We start from the raw sequence: 22,199 nt of genomic DNA on the forward strand, positions 1-22,199 counted from the left end.
TATGGTGGCTATAAGAATAGATATAGATCAAAAAGGTTTTACCTTGGTTGAATTAATAGTTGCTTTAGCAATAGGTCTAATTGTAAGCGCTGCGGCGTTACAACTCTTTACTGGTGGCATTATTACAACGAGAATGCAGGATGCGAGTGCTGAATTACAGGATAGTGGGGTGTTTGGTCTAGAGTATCTTGCTCGGGATATTCGTATGGCGAACTATAACAATACCAATGCGTTAGTGTTAACTGATCAGACGAATATGGGGGGGGTTGTTTTATCTAGTGGTGTGACTGGAGCGAATTTGCCTTTGGCTTCAGTGGCAGCTGGTTTGTTGAGTCATAGTGCAGGCGCATCAAATGTTTCGGGTAATAGTGATCAGTTAACCATTCAATATATCTCTCCAGATAATCGTGTGAATTGCGAAGGGGAGTTGGTTGATGCAGGTGATTATGTGATCCAAAGATACTTTCTTCGAAGAGATACCACCACTGGTGCAGGAGCTAATGATTTGGTTTTAGCTTGCGATGCAAATACTCCTGATACTGGGGCAGTTTCAATTACGGGTTTTGCGACTGGAAATGCGGGGGAAATGATTATGCCTCGAGTGGATCAGTTACGCTTTTATCTTGGAACTCGAATAGGAAATAATACGTTTGCATATTATACCTTGGCGCAGTATCGTGCGACAGCTAACGCTGCAAGGTTGGCAGGCACGGAAGTTCCTCGAATTATATCTGTAAAAGTCAATGTGTTGGTTCGCTCTCGAGATAGTACTGCAAGTAAAGAAATCGATTTAACGCAGAGTTTTCCATTCTTAGATGGTGCAGTAACTCCAACAGATCAAACTACCCGATATATGCGTAGGATGTATTCTACTAACGTTACTTTCCGAAATGGATTGGGGGTGTCACAATGATTACTGATGCTACGAAGTTATCCAATCAAAAGGGTTCAACATTAATTGTTGTGATGATTGTACTTTTGATGCTGACTATAGTAGGTGTGTTCGCTATTCGCACAGCTATGACTACATTAAATATTGCAACAAATGCGCAAACAAATCAGCTCCTTAGTCAGTCTGCTGATGCGCCAATCAATGGTTTGCAAAATCAAAATGTAGGTACAATTCGTAATTTGGGGAGTGTAATTGGATTTGCTATTGAAGATAGTAAAGTTGAACAAGGGAAAGAGTATATATTTTGCTATCGCCCTACTTCGTCGTTACGACTTGCGAATACGATCAGTATGGCTGTGGCTCGGGTGGGTGCTGGTGGTGCCATTACTGCTGAAGGCCCAGCGGCTGCTTTTTGTGATTTAAGTGCTGACTTTGGTAGTAGCCGTGAGGCGGTAGTGACGCAAGTGTCTGTGAAAATACCAGTAGATCCACCAGCGAACTCATTGCCTGGAGATTTTTTGACTCAGGGTAATAATGAGTCAGAGGGGCAAATTACACAGACTGGTACTGTGAAACAACGGATTCGAATTACGACGACAGCGATCTTCCCAGTATTTGCGGCAAACCAAGCTGATGCGCAAGCCTGCGTGCGAACGCGACTTAATGACAATACAGACTCAGCTACAGCAGGATTTGTGACTGTGGCGCAATGTTTAGCAAACTTAGGTGTCCCCGTGAATAGTCAAATGCAAGAGTTCTATTTGCAAGACTGGATTGAACAGCTCAGTGAAATATAGAGGTAAATGAAAATGAAATCATTAAATAAAGTAGCCTCCACTGCGACAAAGGCTAAACCGACGAGTTTTAACCGGTTGGCTGCGGCTTGTAGCGCATTCATGGGTGGTTTGCTCTGTATTAGCTCAGTCGCAGAGGCGACAGATATGCAAATCTACGCAGCACCGTCTGCTGGTAAAAAAACCATTATCATGATGCTCGATACATCAGGTTCGATGGCGTATTTTGATAATCCAAGTTGTTATTATAATTATTATGGTAATACCTATCTTCATGGTACTGGAAGTTATGGCAGCACAACTCAAAGACCATATTCACGGCGCTATTGTAAAGACTCTAATGGTGCGGTGGCTGGTTTCGATCGGTTGACAAATCTTAAGGATGGGATGTTCGAGTTTTTGAATAGCTCTAATCCAGTCTTGCAGAGTGTGCGAGTCGGTTTGGGAAATTATTCTGCGAATGGTGATGGTCGAAGTGGTCAAATCCTTGTGCCTGCAGAAAAATTAGGTGCAGTTGGATCAACGCATCGAGAAGCCTTAAAAACAGCGGTAAAAGATCTCACAGCATCTGGAGGGACGCCTTCGGCTCATGCGTACGCAGAGGCAGCTGCATATCTGATGGGGACGAATACAGTTGGTGTTGCTGATATTCAAGTGGATGTGTATAAAAGTGAAACAACGCGTCCAGTCTTAAGGTATACATGTCCTAGTAACTATCCATACTTAAGAACAAATGTAGACCCAGTAAGATGTTATGAAAGATATGACTCTTGGAGAAGTCAGCCTTACCGTGGGGATAATGTGGTTGCAACTCCAGTCTATGGTTCAGAGATAACAACTTATTATCGTTGTGATTCATTAAGATCGACGGATTTTGATAATGGAACGCAATCCTGTCGTAGTGATGGATGGTCTGCATTGAGTGCGATGCCAAACGTATCGAACTTAACATTATCGAATGGTGTTTATACCAAAATAGAACAACAAGTGAATAATAGTGGTGATTCAGGTTTCTCTAGTTCAGCCAGTAGTACAAAGACGACGACAAATTATATTTCGCCTTTACCAGCTGTGGCTGATCGCGTGAGTTGTGATGGACAAGGGGTTTACTTTTTGTCTGATGGTGTTCCGAATAGTTCAAGTAATTCAAAGTCAACGTCGTTAATGAAAGCAGCCTTGGGGACGCTTGGTGCAAACTTTAATTGTACGGGTGGTCTGACTAATACTACGAATGATTCGGGTTGGGCTTGTATGGGGGAGTTTGCAAAAAAACTTTATAATAAAGATACAAACCCTGCTGGAGTTTCAATTCAGACTGCATTTGTAGGTTTTGGTTCTGATTTTACCAACCTGTCAGCAAGTAGTGATGTGCAGAATGCGTGTCGTTTGAGCTCTAGAACACAAAATGACCGAACTTCAGATGATGCTTGCTCCCCAACAGGTACATCAGGTTATACAGTTGCAAATCCAGGTTATGGTAATGGCGGTTTTTATACAACCCAAACTTCAGAGGGGGTTACGAATAGTGTCATTGACTTTATTAATAATTTATCAAAAGCGCCTATTGATCCATTGGCAACTGGTGCGGTTGCAGTACCAGTTGACTCTCTAGATCCTTCGAGCTTTCAAGAGCATGGTTACTTGCGTGCACTTGAACCCAACCCAGCAACTCCAATCATGGTGTGGACGGGTAATTTGAAGAAATATAGTATCGTTGGTGGACAGTTGAAATATGGTTCGACTTCCGTTTTTGATACCAAAGGCGCATTAAATAAAAACACTAAAGATAATTGGAATACGTCATCAAGCGTTGATAATGGTGAAGTTCGCAAGGGTGGGGCATATGCACGGCTATTGATGCCAACGAGCACAACTTTTCAAACACGCCCATTGTTTACCGATATTGCTAGTGTGAGTAGCGGAAGTGTTGTGAAGCAAACAAGTGGTACTTTACTTTCGGTTCCTGTTCGACCTGTAGCTGATAATAATGGGGTGTTGAATGCCTTTGCGACACAGGCAACTCTAAAAGATTTTCCGCTTAATTTAAAACTAAGATTACTCAATTATCTTGGTTATGATTTAGATTTGACATCGACTACAGCCTTGCCGACGACACTTACATCACCTGCAACTCCATTTATCTCGATGGGGGGGAGTGTGCATTCATTCCCAGTGCAGTTAACTTATAGCGGTACCTTGGATGAGTATGGGGATTTGACCGATGCACGTACGCAGTCTGTACTTTATGGTAGTGCAGAAGGTGGTATACGTATAGTAAATGCGGACACTGGTGTTGAACAAATGGTCTTTGTTCCAGCAGATATCTTGAATTCTACAAATGCGAATGCTTTGCGTAAAGGTGAAGGTGGTAGCCTAGTATCAGGAATGGATAGTACTTGGATCTCTGATGCGTCTTATAAAGTGACAAGTTCAACTCAGGATGGATCGACTGTAGCGGCGAAGCAAATGAATGTCTATGGTGGTATGCGCATGGGTGGTAGCAGCTATTATGGTCTTAATGTCTTAAGCCCAAGTTCGCCTAAGCTCTTGTTCCGTGTCGGTGCTGACCAATCAAACTATTCACGAATGGGGCAAACTTGGTCGAAACCTGTTGTTGCAAATGTGCGTTATGGTGGTGAAATTAAGCGAGTTCTATTTGTTGGAGGTGGTTATGATATGTGTTATGAAAATCCACGCTTCAAACTAGGTTCTGCTTCGAATAGTAATACAGATTATCCTGACACAACGTGTAATAATGTGAATGGAAGTAAAACCACTGCCAAAGGTAATGCAGTATATATGATTGATGCAACTACAGGTGCACGCTTGTGGTGGACAAGTAGTAGTGGTTCTGATACCAATAATGCCAATATTACCCACAGTATTCCAAGCCGTATCAGTACCTTGGATCGTGATGGGGATGGTTTGGTTGATCACTTGTATTTTGGTGATTTAGGTGGACAATTGTTCCGTGCGGATTTGAATAATACCAGTGGTACAACTGCGGCCAACTTTGGGAAACGTGTTGTACGCATGGCTGAGTTGGGTGCGACGACGGATCGGACCAATGGTGACCAGCCTAGATTCTTTCAACCACCTACAGTAACGTTCCATATTGATGGTACAAATCGCTTTATTGTACTTGGCATTGCATCTGGGGATCGTAGTACGCCACTTGATGTTACGCCAGCAGTAGGCCGGGAAGGAATGTTGCCAGTATCGGCGATGACGGCTCGCCCTGATAATAATGTGTATGGCATTATTGATCATGACTTTTCACAAAAGACATTAATCACTGGCTCACCAACCTTGAAGTCTGAAAACATCGCAATGACTCAGCTACAAAAGGATCCGCAGAATGTATCTGGTGCGTTGACATCGTTGTTCTTCCCTGCGACGTCATCTACAAAACATGGTTGGTATCGTTCATTGTCTACAGTCGCTTCTGGTGCGCGGGTAAGCGGGGCGAGTTTAGGTGGAATGAAAGCTTTTGAGGATGAGCCATTAGCAATCACCAATCGGTTAATCGTACCTGTATATGATCCAGACGGTAAGGTCATGGCAAGTAATAATCCATGTAGTACACGGGTGATCGGCGAAACGGTAATACAGCAGTTCTGTCTGCCGTATGGTAAGTGTACTGATTCAACCATTGTCACAGGCTATGATTCAGATAATGTCGTGGCGAGTGGTATTGTTGGTTCGGTATTTGTGCCAATTGGTGATCCGTTAGATGGAGAATGTAAAGGTGAAAACTGTAAAAAATTCGCTTTACTTAATCAGAAAGGTGCGCCAAAAGGAGAATGGATTTCTAATGTGATTTTGAATCCAGTGCGTTGGTATGAAAAGAACATTCAGGGTACAGATTAACGGAGTATGATGATGCGTAAAAAACATAATCAGCATAGTCAAGTTGGTGGGTTTACCTTGATTGAGGTGATGGTGGTAGTTGTAATTATATCTATAGTTGCAGCTATTGCTTTCCCTAGCTATCTCGCTTACACAAGAAAGGCATCGGCATCATTGGCTGAGCAGGAAATTTTGAAGTTAGCAGAGCAGTTGGAGCGACATAAATCAAGAAATTTTACCTATCGTGCTTTTGATGCAACTTCGATCTATGGGACAACTGGTGTAACGGCAGCTACAGTTAATATCCCAGTAGGTTCTACGGGAACAGCTGTTAAATATGTTATTACCATTCGGGATTTAAATGCACCTACTTTGGCACTGAGTGCTAATGGTGCACGTGGTCGGGGTTATGCAATAAGAGCTGCAACAGCAGATGCGCAGAGTTTTAATTATTTGCTAACGAGTGGTGGGGTGCGTTGTAAAAATAAAAGTGCAACACTCGTAACTTTTGTAGGTTGTGGTACAGATGCGAATGGAGCTCAGGAATGGTAACTAATCATCAGGGTTATACGATCATAGAGTTGCTAATCGCCATAGCGGTTTTGGGTATTCTGGCAGCTATTGCTTACCCATCTTATAAAAACTATATTGTTAAAACAAACCGTGTTGATGTGCAAAATGAAATGTTGCAGGAGGCAAGAAACCTAGCGAATTATAAAATGGCTAGAGGTACTTTCACTGGGGCGACATTGAGTAATAGTGCAACAACGAAAAACTATCCTGCAACAGGCACTGCGCAGTATGGAATAAGTTTAAATATTCCTGCTGGTGGAAGAAGTTGGACGATAAGTGCCACGCCTAAGCCAAGTGCTAATCAAACAGGTGATGGTATAGTTCAGTTGAATCATCGTGGAGAAAAGTGCTGGACAAAAGGTGGAAGTTGTACGCCATCAGCGACGACAAACTGGGACGGTCGCTAATCGGTTTGGGTAAAATTGAATAGAAAGAGAAAATCTGACGAAACCCCTTTATAAAATTTACGTTATCGCTTAAAATATCTGCCTTTTGATGCCTCGTGTATCAAAAGGCTTCTTTTTTAAGAACACTTTTTAGTAGAGAGTATGACATGGTCGTAATTCGTTTAGCCCGTGGTGGCGCTAAAAAACGTCCGTTCTATCAAGTAATTGTGACAGATAGTCGCAATGCACGTGATGGTCGTTTTATCGAGCGTATTGGCTTCTTTAACCCAACTGCACAAGGTCAAGCAGAAAAAATCCGTTTGGATGCAGACCGTTATGCACACTGGGTAGCTCAAGGTGCACAACCTTCTGAGCGTGTTGCTGCGATTGCAAAACAAGCAGCGACTGCTTAATAGATGAATCAAACCACCGTGCAGGATGTGCCTGAAGATCGTATCCAGATCGGACAGCTACGTTCGCCGTATGGATTAAATGGTTGGCTTTGGGTCTTTTCGAAGACTGATCCATTGAGCAATATGTTTGACTATCTTCCTTGGTATATCCAAACCAAGACAGGTTGGCAGACAGTAGATGTAAAACGTTGGAAAACACAGGGCAAAGGTTTGGTGGTTTCGCTCAAAGGTGTGAGTGATCGCACGGTAGCGGAGCAGATAATCGGTGCTGAGATTTGGGTTTCCAAATCACAATTGCCTCAAGCAGGTATGGATGAATACTACTGGAATGATCTGAAAGGTCTGACGGTGCTTGGTTTAGATGATTCTGAGAATGAAGTTAATCTTGGCAAGATTCATGAGCTGTTTGAAACTGGCGCAAATGATGTCATGGTGGTTCACGCAACACCTGAGAGCATTGACGCTGAGGAGCGGATGATTCCGTGGCATAAAGATGTGGTTCAACGGGTTGATATTGAAGCAGGTCGTATTTACGTCAATTGGGGCGTAGATTATTAATATCGTAATAGATATTAATTTTAAACTGGAAATGAGGAATCTCTGATGTGGTTTGCAGTGATTACATTATTTCCCGAGATGTTTGAAGCGATCACCGCATTTGGTATTAGCGGGCGTGCAGCAAAACGTGAGCAAGTACAAGTCACTTGTATTAACCCACGAGATTTTGCAGAGGGCAACTATAAACGAGTGGATGAACGTCCATTTGGCGGTGGTCCTGGTATGGTGATGAGGGCTGAGCCTTTGGCAAAAGCGATTAATCATGCCAAACAGCTTGCGCAGCAAGCAGGATGTACCATTGTCCCAGTGGTGTATATGTCACCGCAAGGGCAGACTCTGAGTGAGGTCGCAGTACAGCAATTTGTCAACTATGATGGTTTGATTGTGCTTTGCGGACGTTATGAAGGGGTAGATGAGCGTTTGATCCAGCGTTATGTCGATCAAGAATGGTCGATTGGAGATTATGTCTTATCGGGTGGTGAGCTTCCTGCGATGGTATTACTCGATAGTGTAATTCGGCGATTACCGAATGTGATGTCGGATGAACAATCTGCTTTGCAAGATTCTTTTGTGGATGGTCTTTTAGATTGCCCACAATATACCAAGCCTGATCATTTCGAAGGCTTAGATGTACCAGCAGTACTCAAGTCTGGTCATCATGGCAACATTGAGAAATGGCGGTTTTTGCAGCGTTATCAGCGTACACTTGAGCGTCGTCCAGAATTGGTCGAACAAGCGAAACTGAGCAAGCAGCAAGAAAAATGGCTTAAAATGAGCGAGGAATAACAACGATTGATAATCGTTGTCCTGAGGAACGAGTGTTCCGTAAGGAGATGAGAAGCTATGCTTCGAATTGATTCTTCAGAATCATAAATGTGCGCTTTAAAGTTTTGACTTCATAAAAAATCAAACTTTAAGGTTTAGATAAACGGGTTGATATGCGAATAGCCTCTGTCCCCAGCGAAACAATATTTATTTTAAACATGGAAATATTGCGTTCGCATATTGGAGATTCCCACAATGAGTGGCAAACATCCTTTAGTTCAAGCAGTTGAAAATGCTCAATTGAAATCTGATATCCCTGCGTTTGCACCAGGTGATACAGTTGTCGTATCTGTAAAAGTAAAAGAGGGTAACCGTGAACGTCTTCAGGCATACGAAGGTATCGTCATTGCGAAGAAAAACCGTGGTTTAAACTCATCTTTCACAGTGCGTAAGATTTCGAGCGGTGTTGGTGTTGAGCGTGTTTTCCAAACACATTCACCAGTTGTTGCAAAAATCGAAGTGAAACGTCGTGGTGACGTTCGTCGTGCGAAACTTTACTACCTACGTGGTCTTACTGGTAAAGCTGCACGTATTCGTGAAAAGTTACCTGCTCGTAAAACAGAAGTATAATCGCTGTTTTAGAGTGAAAAAAATGCGCCATGTTTGGCGCATTTTTTTATGCCTAAAAATTTTGTTTATTACAAACCTTGAAGCTTTAAGCGGTTTGCATGTTGACGGTATAAACCAACTGGATCAGGAGCAAACAAACCAGTCAAACCAAACATCAAGTTTGCAAGATCAGTGTGATTCAGTTTGTAGTTGTCACGGATCACATGACCAAGATGAGTACTACAACGTGCGACCATACCATCATTGTCTTTATTGCCATAAGCTAATGGTCCAAGTTGCATCAAGATGGTATCAATATCAAGGATGTTGGTGGTTTGTGCAACACCAGTCCAAGAGTAATAATAGATTCCACGATCCACTTTGGCACCACTTTCATTACAGCTTGAAGCGAGCGCAGTCGTTGGGTATTGTTGATTGAAATGAGCTGACTCAACTTCAGTTAGAGATTTCATCGACGCATCGAAGTCTACAGGAATATCTGGATTTGCTTGCGCCCAAGTTAGTAACGGTGCAACGATATAGTCACCTAAGATATTGAATGCTGTGCGGGAGATTTCATTGCTTTGGATTTTATCTGCAACTCGTGAACCACGATATGTACCTGCAACCCCAGTAACTGATGCAATATATTCAGGCTTTACTGCGGCAACATATTGCACAGTTGGTCCGCCATGTGAGTGACCAATCAAGTTGACTTTGTCTGAACCAGTGATCGCCATGACTTCTTCGACTTGAGAGAGTAGCTGTTCACCACGGAATGCAGTGGTGTTGGCAGGTGACATTTGCGCTGCAAAGACAGAACCGCCATTACGTGCAAGATCAGGAAGAATCTGATACCAATAGTCAATATTGAAACTTTCATTACCAATACGTTGCCAACCAAGCCAACCATGTGCAAAAACCATTGGATATTTGGTTTTTGCATAGCTAGAGGTAACCTTATCAGCAGTGACTTGCATAGGGTGGGTGCTTGCTGCATGCGTGGTAATTGATACCATTGCGCTAAGCAAACCTGCTGTTGCCAATCCTTTCAGAGCGTTAAACTTCATCGAACTAAGTTTCATTGAACTAGGTTTCATCGAGCTAAGTTTCATCGAATAATGTCCTCTATTATTCTTTCATTTCCTTGAACAATAATTGCGCTTCATTGATTCATTGTCACAATGATTCATTTGCGGTGATCTGCAATCTATCCATAGAGCGATTTATTGTATGTACTTCCAAGTAATCAATATTGTTTTTAAAGCGAAAAAAGATTAGCACTGAAAAATATTCGTATTCAACTCGTTAGTGTGCAATTATACAAAAAAATATTTTAAGTAAATAAATTTTAAAAAAAACAATAAATTAAGTTTATCGGTGAGATGGATTTTGAGGTTTATTGAATAAAAATACTAAATTATCCATGTTTTATTCGCATTTCAATTAACAATAATTGTCACTTAATTCTTCAAAGTTAAACCCCACCAATGTCACAAGATGGGGTTTAGAGGTGCTCAAAACTTTAAACGACAACTTTAAACTTACAAACCTTGAAGTTTTAAGCGGTTTGCATGTTGGCGATACAGTGTAACTGGGTCAGGTGAGAACCAACTGCGCATGCCAAGCACCATATTGACTTCATCAAGATGGGTGTAGCTGTAGTTGTCACGAATCACCTTACCAAAACGTGCGCTACAACGTGGTACAAGTCCATCGTTATCCAAGCTACCATATACCAAAGGTGCAAGTGTAGACACACCAACATCCAATAGGTCAAATGCGTTGGTTAATTGTGATGTACCAGTCCATGAATAGTAGTAACGACCATTGCTTGAACTCGCACCACTTTGACTACAGGAGCTTGCAAGTGCAGGTGTTGGATGTGCATTGTTAAATGCGGTAGAGCCTGCAACACTGATAGATTGAAGCGAGCGATTCATGTTGATTGGTAGGTTAGTATTGTCTGATGCCCAAGTGATGACTGGTCCAAGTAAATAATCACTTACCGCAGAAATAAAAGCACTCCCACCGCTGTTACTGAGTGCAAGATCAGCAACTTTCGAACCACGGAATGTACCACCCACACCTGTTAATGAAGCGACATATTGTGGTTTGACGATTTCTATATAACGAATGGTTGGTCCACCATGTGAGTGACCGATCAAGTTGAGCTTGCTTTGCCCTGTGATTGCCAATACTTCTTCGACTTGGCTCAATAGTTGTTCGCCGCGAATCTCGGTAGACTCTAATGGTGATACTTGAGCAGCATAAGTCGTTGCACCATTACGTGCGAGGTCGGGTAATACTTGATAGAAGTAATCCATACCAAATGTACTGCCACCTAGACGGTCAAAACCAAACATACCGTGTACAAAAAGAATAGGATATTTCGTCTTGGCATAAGTGCCAGTTGCTTTTACATTTGGTGTGTTCACCGCACTATGGCTGATGTTTGCGAATGCTAGCCCCAAAGCAAGAGATGCAATCGTTGCTAACTTTTTACTTTTTAACATTTTCATATTTATTCCTTAAATATGTGTCCTTGAAATGCGTATTCCCTGTGCGTGATCGTAGGCTACATCATGTAGTCGGTTAGTCGATCTGTCGCAATGCTTAAGCAAGGTCTATAACATGATTTAGATAATTGAACTCATCAAAAAATAGTTCATCTCTGCATGTTTGATAAAACTGCCTAGTTAAGCTTAGTGTTTAAGCGAATTAGTTAAATGGTAGTTTGCCTCCTTGATCATGAATGGTTTCAAAAGTATTCAGACGCAAACGATCTTGCTCTGAGCTGAATTGCTGTTGCTTTAAGTCATTAATCGCCGCTGTTTTGGCACTGTCACTCAGACCACTTTGCATAATCGTTTCACGTTCTGAGAGGTAGCTTGTCACTTGTTGTTGCCATTGGCTACGCTGTGTATCGAGTGCTTCAAGTCGTTCAGTCGCTTCTGCACCGACGAGATTTAAGCGCATTTGTCGAATCTCTTGAGGGCTTGCATTGCGTGCTTTGAGGTCTGCTGTGAGTGAGCGTAAATCTTCGAGTTTATTCATTTGCTCAAGATTTTCTTTCCAGTCGGCAGGGAGTTGATCGAATAATGATTTTAATTGTTTGGCTTTTTCTGCTTCACTCAGTGATTTATTTTCCATTACTTCCATGCGTTTGAGCGTGTATTCATGGTAGAGATTTTCTTCACCAAATAAGCCCTCGATCTCCTCACGAGAGAAATATGTTTTGCGAAGGTTTTGCTGCTTCTCATAAACTTCACGATAGTATTTTGCACTGTTGGCGTTGCTCGACGGCGGTTGAAGCTTGCCTAATTGCTCACGATAGTCCATATAGCGTGACCACAAATCTAGAATTTGTGAAAGTGCGGGTTCTTGATAATTGGCTTTTATATATTTTTCAAAATCAGCTTTGATTTGGTCAATATTTTTTTCACCATATTGGGTGATAAAAAATTCAAAACAGTTTTTGGTTTGTTCATTGATGATCAGGCGCTGGCTTGCATTTAAGTTCATCTTACAATCGACTTCGATATCTTGTTGGCTTGCACTGCTATATTGTGCATTGCCAGTAGATGTCGCGTTTGGATTGGTTGGATCGAATTGATTTGAAGAAGTACTTGAGGATTCATTTTGTTGTTGTTCTGCGTTGCTATTGTTTTCATCACCTGATTTTAACCATAGCAAAGCACCGCCAATCAATAGAATGAAAATGATTGGCAAAATTATAAAAACCGAATCCTTGCGAAAATTTAGCATACACATTTTGTCCATAAGTGTGCGTTTTCGAAAAATAAACTAACATAAGCTAACTTGGCTGTCATGCATTAAAAAATAAAATCCGACGAAATGAAACTGCTTTTGCTAGAATATTAAAATTCATAATTTTAAAAGCAAGTCTTGATCAGCTCATATGTCTAAAAATGTACGTCGCCATATTGATGGTGTTTTTCTACTGAATAAACCGCTAAATATCAGCTCAAATGCGGCATTGCAAAAAGTCCGTTGGCTATACCGTGCACAGAAAGCAGGGCATACAGGTGCATTAGATCCATTGGCGACGGGGTTACTTCCGATTTGTTTAGGTGAAGCGACAAAGTTTTCACATTATTTATTGGATGCAGATAAGCGTTACCAAACCACGATTCAGCTTGGAACGGCGACCAGTACAGGTGATGTGGAAGGTGAAGTGGTTGAATCTCAAGCTATTCCTCTCTTAACAGAAGATTCGATTTCGAAAATCTTAAAGCAGTTTGATGGTGAAACTACACAAATTCCGCCGATGTATTCTGCATTAAAAAAAGATGGTCGTCCTTTATATGAACTTGCTCGGCAGGGCATTGAGATCGAGCGTCCTGCTCGTCCAGTCAGAATTTCACAAATTAAATTACTCAGCTTTACCGAGCAGAGCATTTCCCTTGATGTGACCTGTTCTAAAGGGACTTATATTCGTGTTTTGGGTGAGGATATTGCCAAAGCGATGGGTACGGTTGGACATTTGACTAAGCTACATCGGATTCAAACAGGGCATTTTCAGCTTGATGAGCATATGACCATTGAATATTTGGAAAGTCTAGATGAAGCCGCTCGTGAAGATTTGTTGCTACCAAGCTATGCCGCTGTTGAGGGCTTGCCTAAGTTAGAGCTTCCACTAGAGCGAGTCAAATATTTTAATAATGGTCAAGAAAGTAGCGTGGAATTTCCTGAGTCAGATGGTGTATTGGTATTTTCCAATGGGCAATGTTTAGGGCTTGCAGAAGTGAATGCTGTTGGACGCTTAAAACCAAAAAGACTACTCATTCAGCGTGATGGGTAAACATTCAACTCTATGATTAACGGTGCGATTAACGCTACAACTGTACAGCAAAAAAAGGTATATTAGGCAGGGAATAGGACAAGTTTTGGATTGTGATGAAGTTACAACGTCAAGCCATGTACAAAGAGCGACAGCAGCAGATTTTACGTGTTGCGGAAAGCTTGTTATTGGAAAACCAAAACTTCACATTGGATGAAATTGCCAAAGAGCTCGATCTTGCCAAAGGTACGTTGTATAAGCATTTTGCCAGCAAGAATGAATTACTAATGCACCTCATCATCGAAAATGAAAGCAATGTCCTCGCCATCTCCAAGCAATATAGCAATAACATTAAAGAATATATTCCACGCTATATGCTCTATCATTTGAATGATCCAAAGAAAGCGATTATTTTGCATCAGATCGAAGAACAACTCACCATGACGGTGATTCATTCCAATGCGACTTTTGATGAGTTGTATCAGATTCGCCAAGAACGCATCATGGCGATTCGAGATATGATCGAACAATATCTCAAAGAAATGAATTATGAAATCTCGATTCGGGATTACTCTTCATATGTTTGGTCGCTGACTTTTGGGGCGTGTCTGCTGTTAAATTCAAGTTACTATCAGCGTTCCATCGGTTCACGAGATAAGTTGATTAATTTGTATATTCACCAAGCTTTTGCCTTTCCATCGAATACCTGCAACTTCACGGATGAGAGCAACATCAATTCAAACAGTGCTCAAGCTTAGGCTTAAAAGATTTCTAATCAAGACGTTTGAAGCAGAAATTTTTTGCGATAAAATAATTCCAAAAAGTTATTAAATTTATAAAAATGATAAATTAGTTTTATATAATTTTTGCAGTATAATTCATATATAGATGTACAATTCTTTTCTTATTTTTACACCCAGTCCAAATCGTGGCGCAGTTGGAGGCTTCAAAATGGCAGGCAAAACCTTATATGACAAGTTGTGGGATGACCACTTGGTTAAACAAAGAGATGACGGCTCGAGTTTGATTTATATTGATCGTCATCTTTTGCATGAAGTGACTTCACCGCAGGCATTCGAAGGCTTGCAACTTGCTGGGCGTCAGCCGTGGCGTTTGAGTGCCAATATTGCGACACCTGATCACAATGTGCCTACGTCGATCAAAGAGCGTGCAGAAGGGATTGCAGGGATCAAAGATGATACATCACGGATTCAAGTGCAGACTTTGGATGATAACTGTGCGACCTTCAATATCGTTGAGTTTAAAATCAATGATGAACGTCAAGGTATTGTGCATGTGATCGGACCTGAGCAAGGTTTGGTCTTACCTGGTATGACCGTGGTGTGTGGTGATTCACATACGGCAACGCATGGTGCATTGGGTTGTTTGGCACATGGTATCGGGACGTCGGAAGTTGAGCATGTGCTTGCCACACAATGCTTAGTACAAAAGAAAATGAAAAATATGCTGATCCGTGTCGATGGTCAGTTGGGCAAAGGCGTGACACCAAAAGATGTGGTCTTAGCGATTATTGCCAAGATCGGTACTGCTGGTGGTACAGGTCATGCGATGGAGTTTGGCGGTCAAGTATTCCGTGATATGACGATCGAAGGACGTATGACGGTCTGCAATATGGCGATCGAAGCGGGCGCACGCGTTGGCTTGGTCGCTGTCGATCAAGAAACCATTAATTATGTCAAAGGTCGTCCATATGCACCGCAAGGCGAACAGTGGGATCAAGCCGTAGAATATTGGGGCAACTTACATTCAGATGACAATGCGGTATTCGATACAGTGATCGTAATGCAAGGTGAAGATATCGAACCACAAGTGTCTTGGGGTACGTCACCTGAGATGGTGATTCCTGTGACGCAAAACGTACCGACGTTGCAACAAGCCAAAGATGACGTACAGCGCAAAGACTGGACACGTGCCTATCAATATATGGGCTTGAACGAAGGTCAGGCGCTTGCGGATATTCAGTTAGATCGTGTCTTTATTGGCTCATGCACCAACTCTCGAATTGAAGATATTCGTGCAGCAGCAGAAGTGGTTAAAGGGCGTAAAGTGTCGCCAACCTTGAAGCAAGCAATGATCGTCCCAGGTTCAGGGATTGTGAAAAAACAAGCTGAAGCAGAAGGTCTGGATAAAATCTTTGTTGAAGCAGGTTTTGAATGGCGTGAGCCAGGGTGCTCAATGTGCTTGGCGATGAATGCCGACAAATTGCAATCGGGTGAACACTGCGCCTCAACTTCGAACCGTAACTTTGAAGGTCGTCAAGGTAATGGTGGGCGTACGCATCTCGTCAGTCCAGCGATGGCAGCAGCGGCTGCGATCGCAGGTCATTTTGTTGATGTGAGAACGTTCTAGAATCCCCCTCTTGCGTAGCAGCACTGCTCACCTTTGTAAAGGAGGGAGTTCCCCTCTTTAATAAAAGAGGGGCTAGGGGAGATTTAAAGTGAATAAATTCTGTAGGGTAAAACATGCAAAAATATACAGTTGAACAAGGTATCGTCACGCCTTTAGATCGTGCCAATGTCGATACCGATTTGATTATTCCAAAGCAATTTTTGAAGTCGATCAAACGTACTGGTTTTGGTGACAATTTATTTGATGAATTGCGTTATATGGACGAAGGCTATCTTGGTCAAGATATTAATAAGCGTCCGAAAAATCCTGATTTTGTCTTGAATCAGCCACGCTATCAGGGCTCAACCATTCTATTGGCACGTACCAATTTTGGTTGTGGTTCGAGTCGTGAGCATGCACCGTGGGCACTCAGTGAATATGGTTTTCGTACCGTGATTGCGCCAAGTTTTGCTGATATTTTCTTTAACAATAGTTTTAAAAATGGCATGTTGCCTGTGATTTTAACAGAGCAAGAAGTCGATCAATTGTTTAAAGAATGCGAAGCCAATGAAGGCTACCAGTTAACGGTAGATTTGGATGCGCAAGAAGTCCGTACACCGTCAGGTCAGGCGTTTAAGTTTGAAGTCGATTCATTCCGTAAGCATTGTTTGCTCAATGGTTTGGATGATATTGGTTTGACCTTGCAGGCTGAAGATGACATTCATGCTTTTGAGAATCAGATCAAACAAACTCGACCGTGGATTTTTAAGGAATTGTAACTTTTTTAAAAGAATCAATATGCTTTACAAAGCTGACTTGAAACAGCGTAGCTATCTCCGTCACAACTTGTTAATATGTGACAAATATTATTAGTTTGTCCTAACGAAAGATGAGTAAGGTTTCTATGACAAGTGCGACTCGGATTGGTGCGCTCGGAATGATGGTAGTGTGCTTAGCTGCTTGCCAAAATTCCGCTCAAGTCGTAGATGGATATAAAATCCTACAAAGTGTTGTTGAAAGTAAGGGCGTCACGAAACTTTCATGTGGTGCCAAGCTCGGTTGCGACTTCGAGCGGATTGATGATGTTGCTGTGATTGATGAAGAAACGAAACGCCCAACTGCAACTGCGATTGAGCAGGGTTTGGTGCGAATCGAAGGTTCAGTCTTTTCACCAACTCATGAGTATGCTTTGTCGATCACTGAGGGCGATCATGAGATTGCTGTACGATTCTATCCTGTATCGGTAGAACGTGCGGAACGCTTTCACTTGATTCACAATTTCCAAGCCAATCATCGTTATCAGCTACAGATGTACCGTCAACGTGATGAGGTTGGACAGTCACTCCTGTCTGTTGCCGCACCGGGTAAGCTTTGTGTGGATTTGCAACAAGATGAGATTGCGATTCGTCGTTTTTGCCGTAGTTATGACGTGCTTACTGGGCTTGGTGAGTTTGTAGAGCAAGGTATTTAATCTTGGAATTTTATCCTGTAATTTTCAAAAACATTTAGTTTCCAAAAGCAATTTAGAAATTATTTTTTAAACTCAATCGTTGTGGACGAAAACATGTCTAAACATATTTTAATTCTGGCTGGTGATGGCATCGGTCCAGAGATCGTTGCGTCAGCAGAACAAGTTTTAACTGCGATCAATCAAAAATTCAATTTGGGATTCACTTGGGAGCATGGTTTGCTCGGTGGCTCTGCGATTGATGCACATGGCGAGCCGTATCCTGCGGTGACCAGTGAGCAAGCAAAAAAAGCCGATGCGATTCTACTTGGCGCTGTCGGTGGTCCCAAGTGGGATAGTATTGAGCGTTCGATTCGCCCTGAACGTGGCTTACTTAAAATTCGCAGTGAATTGAATTTATTTGCGAATTTACGTCCTGCGATTTTGTATCCACAGCTTGCTGATGCTTCAAGTCTAAAACCTGAAATCGTTGCAGGCTTAGATATTCTCATCGTGCGTGAGTTGACTGGTGGTATTTATTTCGGTCAACCACGGGGTATTCGTGAACTCGAAAATGGCGAAAAGCAAGGCTATAACACTGATGTTTACGCAGAGTCAGAAATTAAACGTATCGCTAAAGTTGCCTTTGAAATGGCTGGACTGCGTGGCGGAAAAGTCTGCTCAGTCGATAAAGCCAATGTACTTGAAGTTACAGAGCTGTGGAAGCAAACTTTGACGGATATGCAACAAGCAGACTATCCAAATATTCAGCTCTCGCATATGTATGTTGATAATGCGGCAATGCAATTGGTACGTGCCCCGAAGCAGTTTGATGTGATGGTTACAGGTAACTTGTTCGGTGACATTTTGTCTGATGAAGCGGCGATGTTGACAGGTTCAATCGGTATGTTGCCGTCAGCTTCACTCGATGAAAATGGTAAGGGTATGTATGAGCCGTGTCACGGTTCTGCACCTGATATTGCAGGTCAGAACGTGGCAAATCCATTGGCAACGATTCTGTCTGTGGCAATGATGCTACGCTATACTTTCCGTGAAGAAGCTGCGGCAAAAGCGATCGAAGATGCTGTAGGTACAGTATTGGATCAAGGCTTACGTACAGCAGATATCATGTCAGATGGTATGAAAAAAATTGGTACCAAAGAAATGGGCGAAGCTGTTGTCGCAACACTGGCGTAATCGCATATCACTGATTTGAGCGCTTAAAGAAAGTCACCATCAGGTGGCTTTTTTATTGGAGATTAGCAGTATGACAGTTCAAATCATTTTCACGATCACAACAATTTTATGCCAATTTCTAAGCACAGCATTGTTAATATAAATCTTATGTAAAAAGCATATTTTAAAAATTTGCTAAAAAATAGAATTTAATCAAAATCAATCGGAGCATCATTGATGAGTAACAATACCATTCGTGCCTATGCGGCACAGCAAATCGGTGCAACACTTGAGCGTTATGACTACGATGCAGGCGCACTGAAAAATGATGAAGTGGAAGTCAAAGTGCATTACTGCGGTATCTGCCATTCTGACCTGTCGGTGATTGATAATGAATGGGGCTTTAGTCAATATCCAGTGGTTGCAGGGCATGAAATTATCGGCGAAATCGTTGCACTGGGTGAAGATTGTAAAGGCTTAAGTATTGGGCAAATGGTTGGTGTTGGTTGGACAGCAGAATCTTGTCAACATTGTAATCCATGTATCGGCGGACATGCCAATGTTTGTGCCAAAGCGCAACCGACGATTGCAGGGCATATGGGTGGATTTGCCGACAAAGTCCGTGCGCAGTGGCAATGGGTAATTCCAATGCCAGATGGTGTAGATTTGGCGAAAGCTGGGCCTTTGCTCTGTGGTGGTATTACCGTATTTCAACCTTTGCTACAGCATGGTATTAATGCGTCACATAAAATCGGTGTGGTTGGCGTAGGTGGTCTAGGTCATATGGCATTGAGCTTTTTTAACGCATGGGGTTGTGAAGTGACTGCCTTCAGTTCAAATCCTGATAAATATGATGCGATTAAAGAGATGGGAGCGCATCATATTCTCGATTCCACTGATCCAAAAGCTTTTAAAAAAGCTATTGGTAGTTTAGATTTGATCGTTTCTACTGTGAATGTGCCACTGGATTGGAATGCATATCTTGGCTTGCTGAAACCACAAGGTAAATTGCATGTGGTCGGTGCGGTGCTCAAGCCTTTAGATATTCAGGCTTTTGCTTTGATCTCAGGGGAAAAGGGTGTAGCAGGTTCACCGACAGGCTCGCCAGTACAGCTTCGTACCATGATGGAATTTGCAGCACGTAAAGATATTTCGCCAATCGTGGAGGAGTTTGCCATGTCAGATATTAATGCAGCGATTCAGCATGTACGAGATGGTAAGGCTCGCTATCGTGTGGTACTGAAAAATGATTTTTAATTTTTATAAATGTTAATTGAAATGAATTTGAGTTGATTAAAGCAAAAAGCCAAGCAGAAAGTTGCTTGGCTTTTTGTATGGGTGATTACCATTTTTTGATGACTTAATTGTTTTGTTTCGAAGGGGCTAATTCAGACTCATTGAGCAATTTTGAATCTTGTTTTGGTTTGACCAATGGCGCAGTTGGTCGTGGTTTGCTTTGTGTATATTGCATACCTACACCTGCGTTGACATCATCCGCTGCAATTTCAGTTTCAAAACGCTCTTGATCACGCTCACGGATATTTTCGCTGATTTCTGCAACGTCATGCTCATCTAAGCCTAGCTGTTTTAAAACTGCTTCGCCAAAGCTCATCGCAGATTCAAACGTTTCTCGCATGATGAAATCGACATTTTGTTTGACCAGATGCAGAGAATGTTCACGGTCATAAGAGCGCACCATCAATTTCGCCAATGGAAATTCATCTTGTACCAGATCGACAATTTTATTGGTGGTGTCTTTGTCATCGACACAGACTACAATTGCTTCGGCTGTTTCAGCTCCTGAAGCATGTAAAATATCCAATCGTGCGCCGTCACCATAATAGATTTTAAAACCAAAACGCTCGGCACTTTGGATCATGTTGATGTTTGAGTCGATAATCGTCACATCAACACCACGTGCCAATAGAAGTTGACTGGTGACTTGACCAAATCGCCCAAAGCCAATCAGTAACACACTCCCTGACAAGCCTTCAGCAATACGGACACCTTCGAGGGATTGTTCATCTTTGCTGATGGTAAAGCGTTTAAACAGAATACCAATAATAGGGGTCAAGACCATTGAGATCACGACAATGGCAGTCATATTCGATTGCACAGTTGCATCAATCACTTTTGCACCTGCTGCAGCGGCAAACAGTACAAAGGCAAACTCACCACCTTGAGCCATGACTAGAGCGCGATCAAGCGCATCATAATGATTGGCTTTGGTCAGTCTTGCGACGATGTAGATCACTAATGATTTGACCACCATCAACGCAATCACACCACCGATGATCAGTTGCCAGTTGTTCGCAACAACGGACAAGTCGAGCGACATACCAACACCTAAGAAGAACAGACCAAGCAAGATGCCACGGAATGGTTCAATATCTGCTTCGATCTGATGACGAAAAGTGGATTCTGATAATAATACGCCTGCTAAGAAAGCACCCATTGCCATCGACAAGCCACTGACTTGCATGAGCAATGCTGCACCAAGTACCACAAGTAAAGCTGCCGCAGTCATGACTTCACGTGCTTTCGCAGCTGCAAGTAAACGGAATAATGGATTGAGTAGCCAATAGCCTGCGACAATCAAGCCAACAATTGCTGCAATCGCAATACCTATACCTTGTAGGCGATCGGCAGTGCTTTCCACGACTTGTATAGGGGACAAGAAAGCAACAATAGCGAGTAAAGGGACAATCAATAAATCTTCAAACAGTAAAATGGCAATAATCTTTTGACCACGAGGTTGGCTGATATCGCCCCGATCACCAAGTAGTTGCATCACGATTGCTGTTGATGTCAGCACAAAGCCTGCACCACCGACAAAGGCAACTTGCCAAGAGAAACCAAATGCCAAGCCTACACCTGTCAGTGCCAAAGCCGCCAAGCAAATCTGTAATGTGCCTAAGCCAAAGATCTCACGGCGCAAACTCCATAGATGCGTTGGTCGCATCTCCAAGCCAATGATAAATAAATACATCACCACGCCAAGCTCGGCGACATGGATAATCGCATTGGGATCAGAGAAAAAGGCAAAACCAAATGGGCCGATAATCAAACCTGCAATAAGATAACCAAGCACAGAACCTAGACCAATTTTCTTAAAAATTGGTACAGCAATCACAGCGGCAGCAAGCAGGACAACAGGGGAAACTAGGCTAAAAGCATGTGCTTCTGCACTCATATGGGATTATTCCATTTCAAGATTTTGCATTGGATCAAGTGTAATCTGAACTCGACGAATTGCACAATTGAAATCTAAAAATTGTCAAACTAATCACAAGGTGGATGAATTTCTAAAAAATCGACTTGACCGAAATCACAAAATAGATAAAATGCACGGCACAATAATGAATATATGACGATGCTTTATTTAGAGCATAAGTACATATTCACCATGCCGGCATAGCTCAGTTGGTAGAGCAACTGACTTGTAATCAGTAGGTCCACAGTTCGAATCCGTGTGCCGGCACCATTTCTTTATTTCCTTTTATTTTCAAAAAGCTTTTTTAAAAGCGATTTCCCAAAAACTGTTTCTAAAAATTTGTTTTTTCAAATTGCTATCCAATTTTTAA

Annotated in this window: 20 protein-coding genes and 1 tRNA gene; 17 read left to right on the top strand and 4 right to left on the bottom strand. The window is 42.2% G+C overall.

Annotated elements, in window-relative coordinates; translation table 11 throughout:
• Position 1 precedes the first annotated feature (1 nt).
• From MKI79_RS04160 to rplS, 9 genes are all read left to right on the top strand, one after another.
• The gene (locus MKI79_RS04160; RefSeq protein WP_241570807.1) at positions 2 to 913 is read left to right on the top strand and encodes a PilW family protein; all 912 of its coding nucleotides are present in this window, start codon (positions 2 to 4) and stop codon (positions 911 to 913) included.
• Positions 910 to 1,689 carry a pilus assembly PilX family protein gene (locus MKI79_RS04165; protein ID WP_241570808.1) on the top strand — a complete coding sequence of 260 codons (780 nt, stop codon included), beginning with the start codon at positions 910 to 912 and terminating at the stop codon, positions 1,687 to 1,689. Before MKI79_RS04160 ends, MKI79_RS04165 begins: the two co-directional genes overlap by 4 nt.
• A gap of 99 nt (positions 1,690 to 1,788) precedes the next feature.
• On the top strand, positions 1,789 to 5,556 hold the full coding sequence (locus tag MKI79_RS04170) for a pilus assembly protein (RefSeq protein WP_407651550.1): 3,768 nt from the start codon (positions 1,789 to 1,791) through the stop codon (positions 5,554 to 5,556).
• 12 nt (positions 5,557 to 5,568) lie between these two features.
• Positions 5,569 to 6,087: a prepilin-type N-terminal cleavage/methylation domain-containing protein gene (locus MKI79_RS04175; protein ID WP_241570810.1), complete on the top strand. Its 519-nt coding sequence runs from the start codon at positions 5,569 to 5,571 to the stop codon at positions 6,085 to 6,087.
• Positions 6,081 to 6,515 (top strand): type IV pilin protein, encoded by a 435-nt coding sequence (locus MKI79_RS04180; protein ID WP_241570811.1) that lies wholly within the window; start codon positions 6,081 to 6,083, stop codon positions 6,513 to 6,515. The genes MKI79_RS04175 and MKI79_RS04180 overlap by 7 nt, the downstream gene beginning before the upstream one ends.
• 146 nt (positions 6,516 to 6,661) lie before the next feature.
• The gene (rpsP, locus tag MKI79_RS04185) at positions 6,662 to 6,907 is read left to right on the top strand and encodes a 30S ribosomal protein S16 (protein ID WP_241570812.1); all 246 of its coding nucleotides are present in this window, start codon (positions 6,662 to 6,664) and stop codon (positions 6,905 to 6,907) included.
• A 3-nt stretch (positions 6,908 to 6,910) separates the two neighbouring features.
• Positions 6,911 to 7,465, top strand: coding sequence for a ribosome maturation factor RimM (gene rimM / locus MKI79_RS04190; RefSeq protein ID WP_241570813.1), 555 nt, complete (start codon positions 6,911 to 6,913; stop codon positions 7,463 to 7,465).
• A 45-nt stretch (positions 7,466 to 7,510) separates the two neighbouring features.
• Complete coding sequence (gene trmD / locus MKI79_RS04195) at positions 7,511 to 8,251, top strand: tRNA (guanosine(37)-N1)-methyltransferase TrmD (RefSeq protein WP_241570814.1); 741 nt, start codon at positions 7,511 to 7,513, stop codon at positions 8,249 to 8,251.
• 234 nt (positions 8,252 to 8,485) lie between these two features.
• Positions 8,486 to 8,860 (top strand): 50S ribosomal protein L19, encoded by a 375-nt coding sequence (gene rplS / locus MKI79_RS04200; protein WP_241570815.1) that lies wholly within the window; start codon positions 8,486 to 8,488, stop codon positions 8,858 to 8,860.
• Between the two features lie 68 nt (positions 8,861 to 8,928).
• On the opposite strand, the gene MKI79_RS04205 is transcribed toward rplS, so the two are convergent.
• The 3 genes from MKI79_RS04205 to MKI79_RS04215 form a co-directional block, all read right to left on the bottom strand.
• Positions 8,929 to 9,858, bottom strand: coding sequence for an esterase/lipase family protein (locus tag MKI79_RS04205; RefSeq protein ID WP_407651551.1), 930 nt, complete (start codon positions 9,856 to 9,858; stop codon positions 8,929 to 8,931).
• A 525-nt stretch (positions 9,859 to 10,383) separates the two neighbouring features.
• On the bottom strand, positions 10,384 to 11,361 hold the full coding sequence (locus MKI79_RS04210) for a lipase family alpha/beta hydrolase (protein WP_407651546.1): 978 nt from the start codon (positions 11,359 to 11,361) through the stop codon (positions 10,384 to 10,386).
• Between the two features lie 199 nt (positions 11,362 to 11,560).
• The gene (locus tag MKI79_RS04215; protein ID WP_241570816.1) at positions 11,561 to 12,607 is read right to left on the bottom strand and encodes a lipase secretion chaperone; all 1,047 of its coding nucleotides are present in this window, start codon (positions 12,605 to 12,607) and stop codon (positions 11,561 to 11,563) included.
• Positions 12,608 to 12,761: 154 nt separating this feature from the next.
• On the opposite strand from MKI79_RS04215, the gene truB reads away from it, so the two are divergent.
• From truB to ahr, 7 genes are all read left to right on the top strand, one after another.
• Positions 12,762 to 13,664, top strand: a complete 903-nt coding sequence (truB, locus tag MKI79_RS04220) for a tRNA pseudouridine(55) synthase TruB (protein WP_241570817.1) — start codon at positions 12,762 to 12,764, stop codon at positions 13,662 to 13,664.
• 95 nt (positions 13,665 to 13,759) lie between these two features.
• Complete coding sequence (locus MKI79_RS04225; protein WP_241570818.1) at positions 13,760 to 14,401, top strand: TetR/AcrR family transcriptional regulator; 642 nt, start codon at positions 13,760 to 13,762, stop codon at positions 14,399 to 14,401.
• A 193-nt stretch (positions 14,402 to 14,594) separates the two neighbouring features.
• Complete coding sequence (gene leuC, locus MKI79_RS04230) at positions 14,595 to 16,013, top strand: 3-isopropylmalate dehydratase large subunit (protein WP_241570819.1); 1,419 nt, start codon at positions 14,595 to 14,597, stop codon at positions 16,011 to 16,013.
• Positions 16,014 to 16,126: 113 nt separating this feature from the next.
• Positions 16,127 to 16,771: a 3-isopropylmalate dehydratase small subunit gene (leuD, locus tag MKI79_RS04235; protein WP_241570820.1), complete on the top strand. Its 645-nt coding sequence runs from the start codon at positions 16,127 to 16,129 to the stop codon at positions 16,769 to 16,771.
• Between the two features lie 125 nt (positions 16,772 to 16,896).
• Positions 16,897 to 17,463: a hypothetical protein gene (locus MKI79_RS04240; protein ID WP_241570821.1), complete on the top strand. Its 567-nt coding sequence runs from the start codon at positions 16,897 to 16,899 to the stop codon at positions 17,461 to 17,463.
• Between the two features lie 93 nt (positions 17,464 to 17,556).
• On the top strand, positions 17,557 to 18,636 hold the full coding sequence (leuB, locus tag MKI79_RS04245; RefSeq protein ID WP_241570822.1) for a 3-isopropylmalate dehydrogenase: 1,080 nt from the start codon (positions 17,557 to 17,559) through the stop codon (positions 18,634 to 18,636).
• 216 nt (positions 18,637 to 18,852) lie between these two features.
• Positions 18,853 to 19,872 carry an NADPH-dependent aldehyde reductase Ahr gene (gene ahr / locus MKI79_RS04250; protein ID WP_241570823.1) on the top strand — a complete coding sequence of 340 codons (1,020 nt, stop codon included), beginning with the start codon at positions 18,853 to 18,855 and terminating at the stop codon, positions 19,870 to 19,872.
• A gap of 103 nt (positions 19,873 to 19,975) precedes the next feature.
• On the opposite strand, the gene MKI79_RS04255 is transcribed toward ahr, so the two are convergent.
• Entirely contained in the window at positions 19,976 to 21,808 is a 1,833-nt protein-coding gene (locus tag MKI79_RS04255) for a monovalent cation:proton antiporter-2 (CPA2) family protein (RefSeq protein WP_241570824.1), read from the bottom strand.
• Positions 21,809 to 22,023: 215 nt separating this feature from the next.
• Between MKI79_RS04255 and MKI79_RS04260 the strand changes: the two genes are divergently transcribed.
• A tRNA-Thr gene (locus MKI79_RS04260) sits at positions 22,024 to 22,099 on the top strand.
• Positions 22,100 to 22,199 lie beyond the last annotated feature (100 nt).

The sequence above is a fragment of the Acinetobacter sedimenti genome (assembly GCF_022601685.1).
Taxonomy (GTDB): domain Bacteria; phylum Pseudomonadota; class Gammaproteobacteria; order Pseudomonadales; family Moraxellaceae; genus Acinetobacter; species Acinetobacter sedimenti.

Excerpts from the sequence above, each read along its gene's own strand:
- MKI79_RS04170 (WP_407651550.1), top strand. The coding sequence starts at position 1,789 with ATGGGTGGTTTGCTCTGTATTAGCTCAGTCGCAGAGGCGACAGATATG.
- MKI79_RS04180 (WP_241570811.1), top strand. The coding sequence starts at position 6,081 with ATGGTAACTAATCATCAGGGTTATACGATCATAGAGTTGCTAATCGCC.
- leuC (WP_241570819.1), top strand. The coding sequence starts at position 14,595 with ATGGCAGGCAAAACCTTATATGACAAGTTGTGGGATGACCACTTGGTT.
- leuD (WP_241570820.1), top strand. The coding sequence starts at position 16,127 with ATGCAAAAATATACAGTTGAACAAGGTATCGTCACGCCTTTAGATCGT.
- MKI79_RS04225 (WP_241570818.1), top strand. The coding sequence starts at position 13,760 with ATGAAGTTACAACGTCAAGCCATGTACAAAGAGCGACAGCAGCAGATT.
- MKI79_RS04175 (WP_241570810.1), top strand. The coding sequence starts at position 5,569 with ATGCGTAAAAAACATAATCAGCATAGTCAAGTTGGTGGGTTTACCTTG.
- rpsP (WP_241570812.1), top strand. The coding sequence starts at position 6,662 with ATGGTCGTAATTCGTTTAGCCCGTGGTGGCGCTAAAAAACGTCCGTTC.
- MKI79_RS04165 (WP_241570808.1), top strand. The coding sequence starts at position 910 with ATGATTACTGATGCTACGAAGTTATCCAATCAAAAGGGTTCAACATTA.
- ahr (WP_241570823.1), top strand. The coding sequence starts at position 18,853 with ATGAGTAACAATACCATTCGTGCCTATGCGGCACAGCAAATCGGTGCA.
- rimM (WP_241570813.1), top strand. The coding sequence starts at position 6,911 with ATGAATCAAACCACCGTGCAGGATGTGCCTGAAGATCGTATCCAGATC.
- leuB (WP_241570822.1), top strand. The coding sequence starts at position 17,557 with ATGTCTAAACATATTTTAATTCTGGCTGGTGATGGCATCGGTCCAGAG.
- MKI79_RS04240 (WP_241570821.1), top strand. The coding sequence starts at position 16,897 with ATGACAAGTGCGACTCGGATTGGTGCGCTCGGAATGATGGTAGTGTGC.
- MKI79_RS04205 (WP_407651551.1), bottom strand. The coding sequence starts at position 9,858 with ATGGTATCAATTACCACGCATGCAGCAAGCACCCACCCTATGCAAGTC.
- rplS (WP_241570815.1), top strand. The coding sequence starts at position 8,486 with ATGAGTGGCAAACATCCTTTAGTTCAAGCAGTTGAAAATGCTCAATTG.
- trmD (WP_241570814.1), top strand. The coding sequence starts at position 7,511 with ATGTGGTTTGCAGTGATTACATTATTTCCCGAGATGTTTGAAGCGATC.
- MKI79_RS04160 (WP_241570807.1), top strand. The coding sequence starts at position 2 with ATGGTGGCTATAAGAATAGATATAGATCAAAAAGGTTTTACCTTGGTT.
- MKI79_RS04215 (WP_241570816.1), bottom strand. The coding sequence starts at position 12,607 with ATGCTAAATTTTCGCAAGGATTCGGTTTTTATAATTTTGCCAATCATT.
- MKI79_RS04210 (WP_407651546.1), bottom strand. The coding sequence starts at position 11,361 with ATGAAAATGTTAAAAAGTAAAAAGTTAGCAACGATTGCATCTCTTGCT.
- MKI79_RS04255 (WP_241570824.1), bottom strand. The coding sequence starts at position 21,808 with ATGAGTGCAGAAGCACATGCTTTTAGCCTAGTTTCCCCTGTTGTCCTG.
- truB (WP_241570817.1), top strand. The coding sequence starts at position 12,762 with ATGTCTAAAAATGTACGTCGCCATATTGATGGTGTTTTTCTACTGAAT.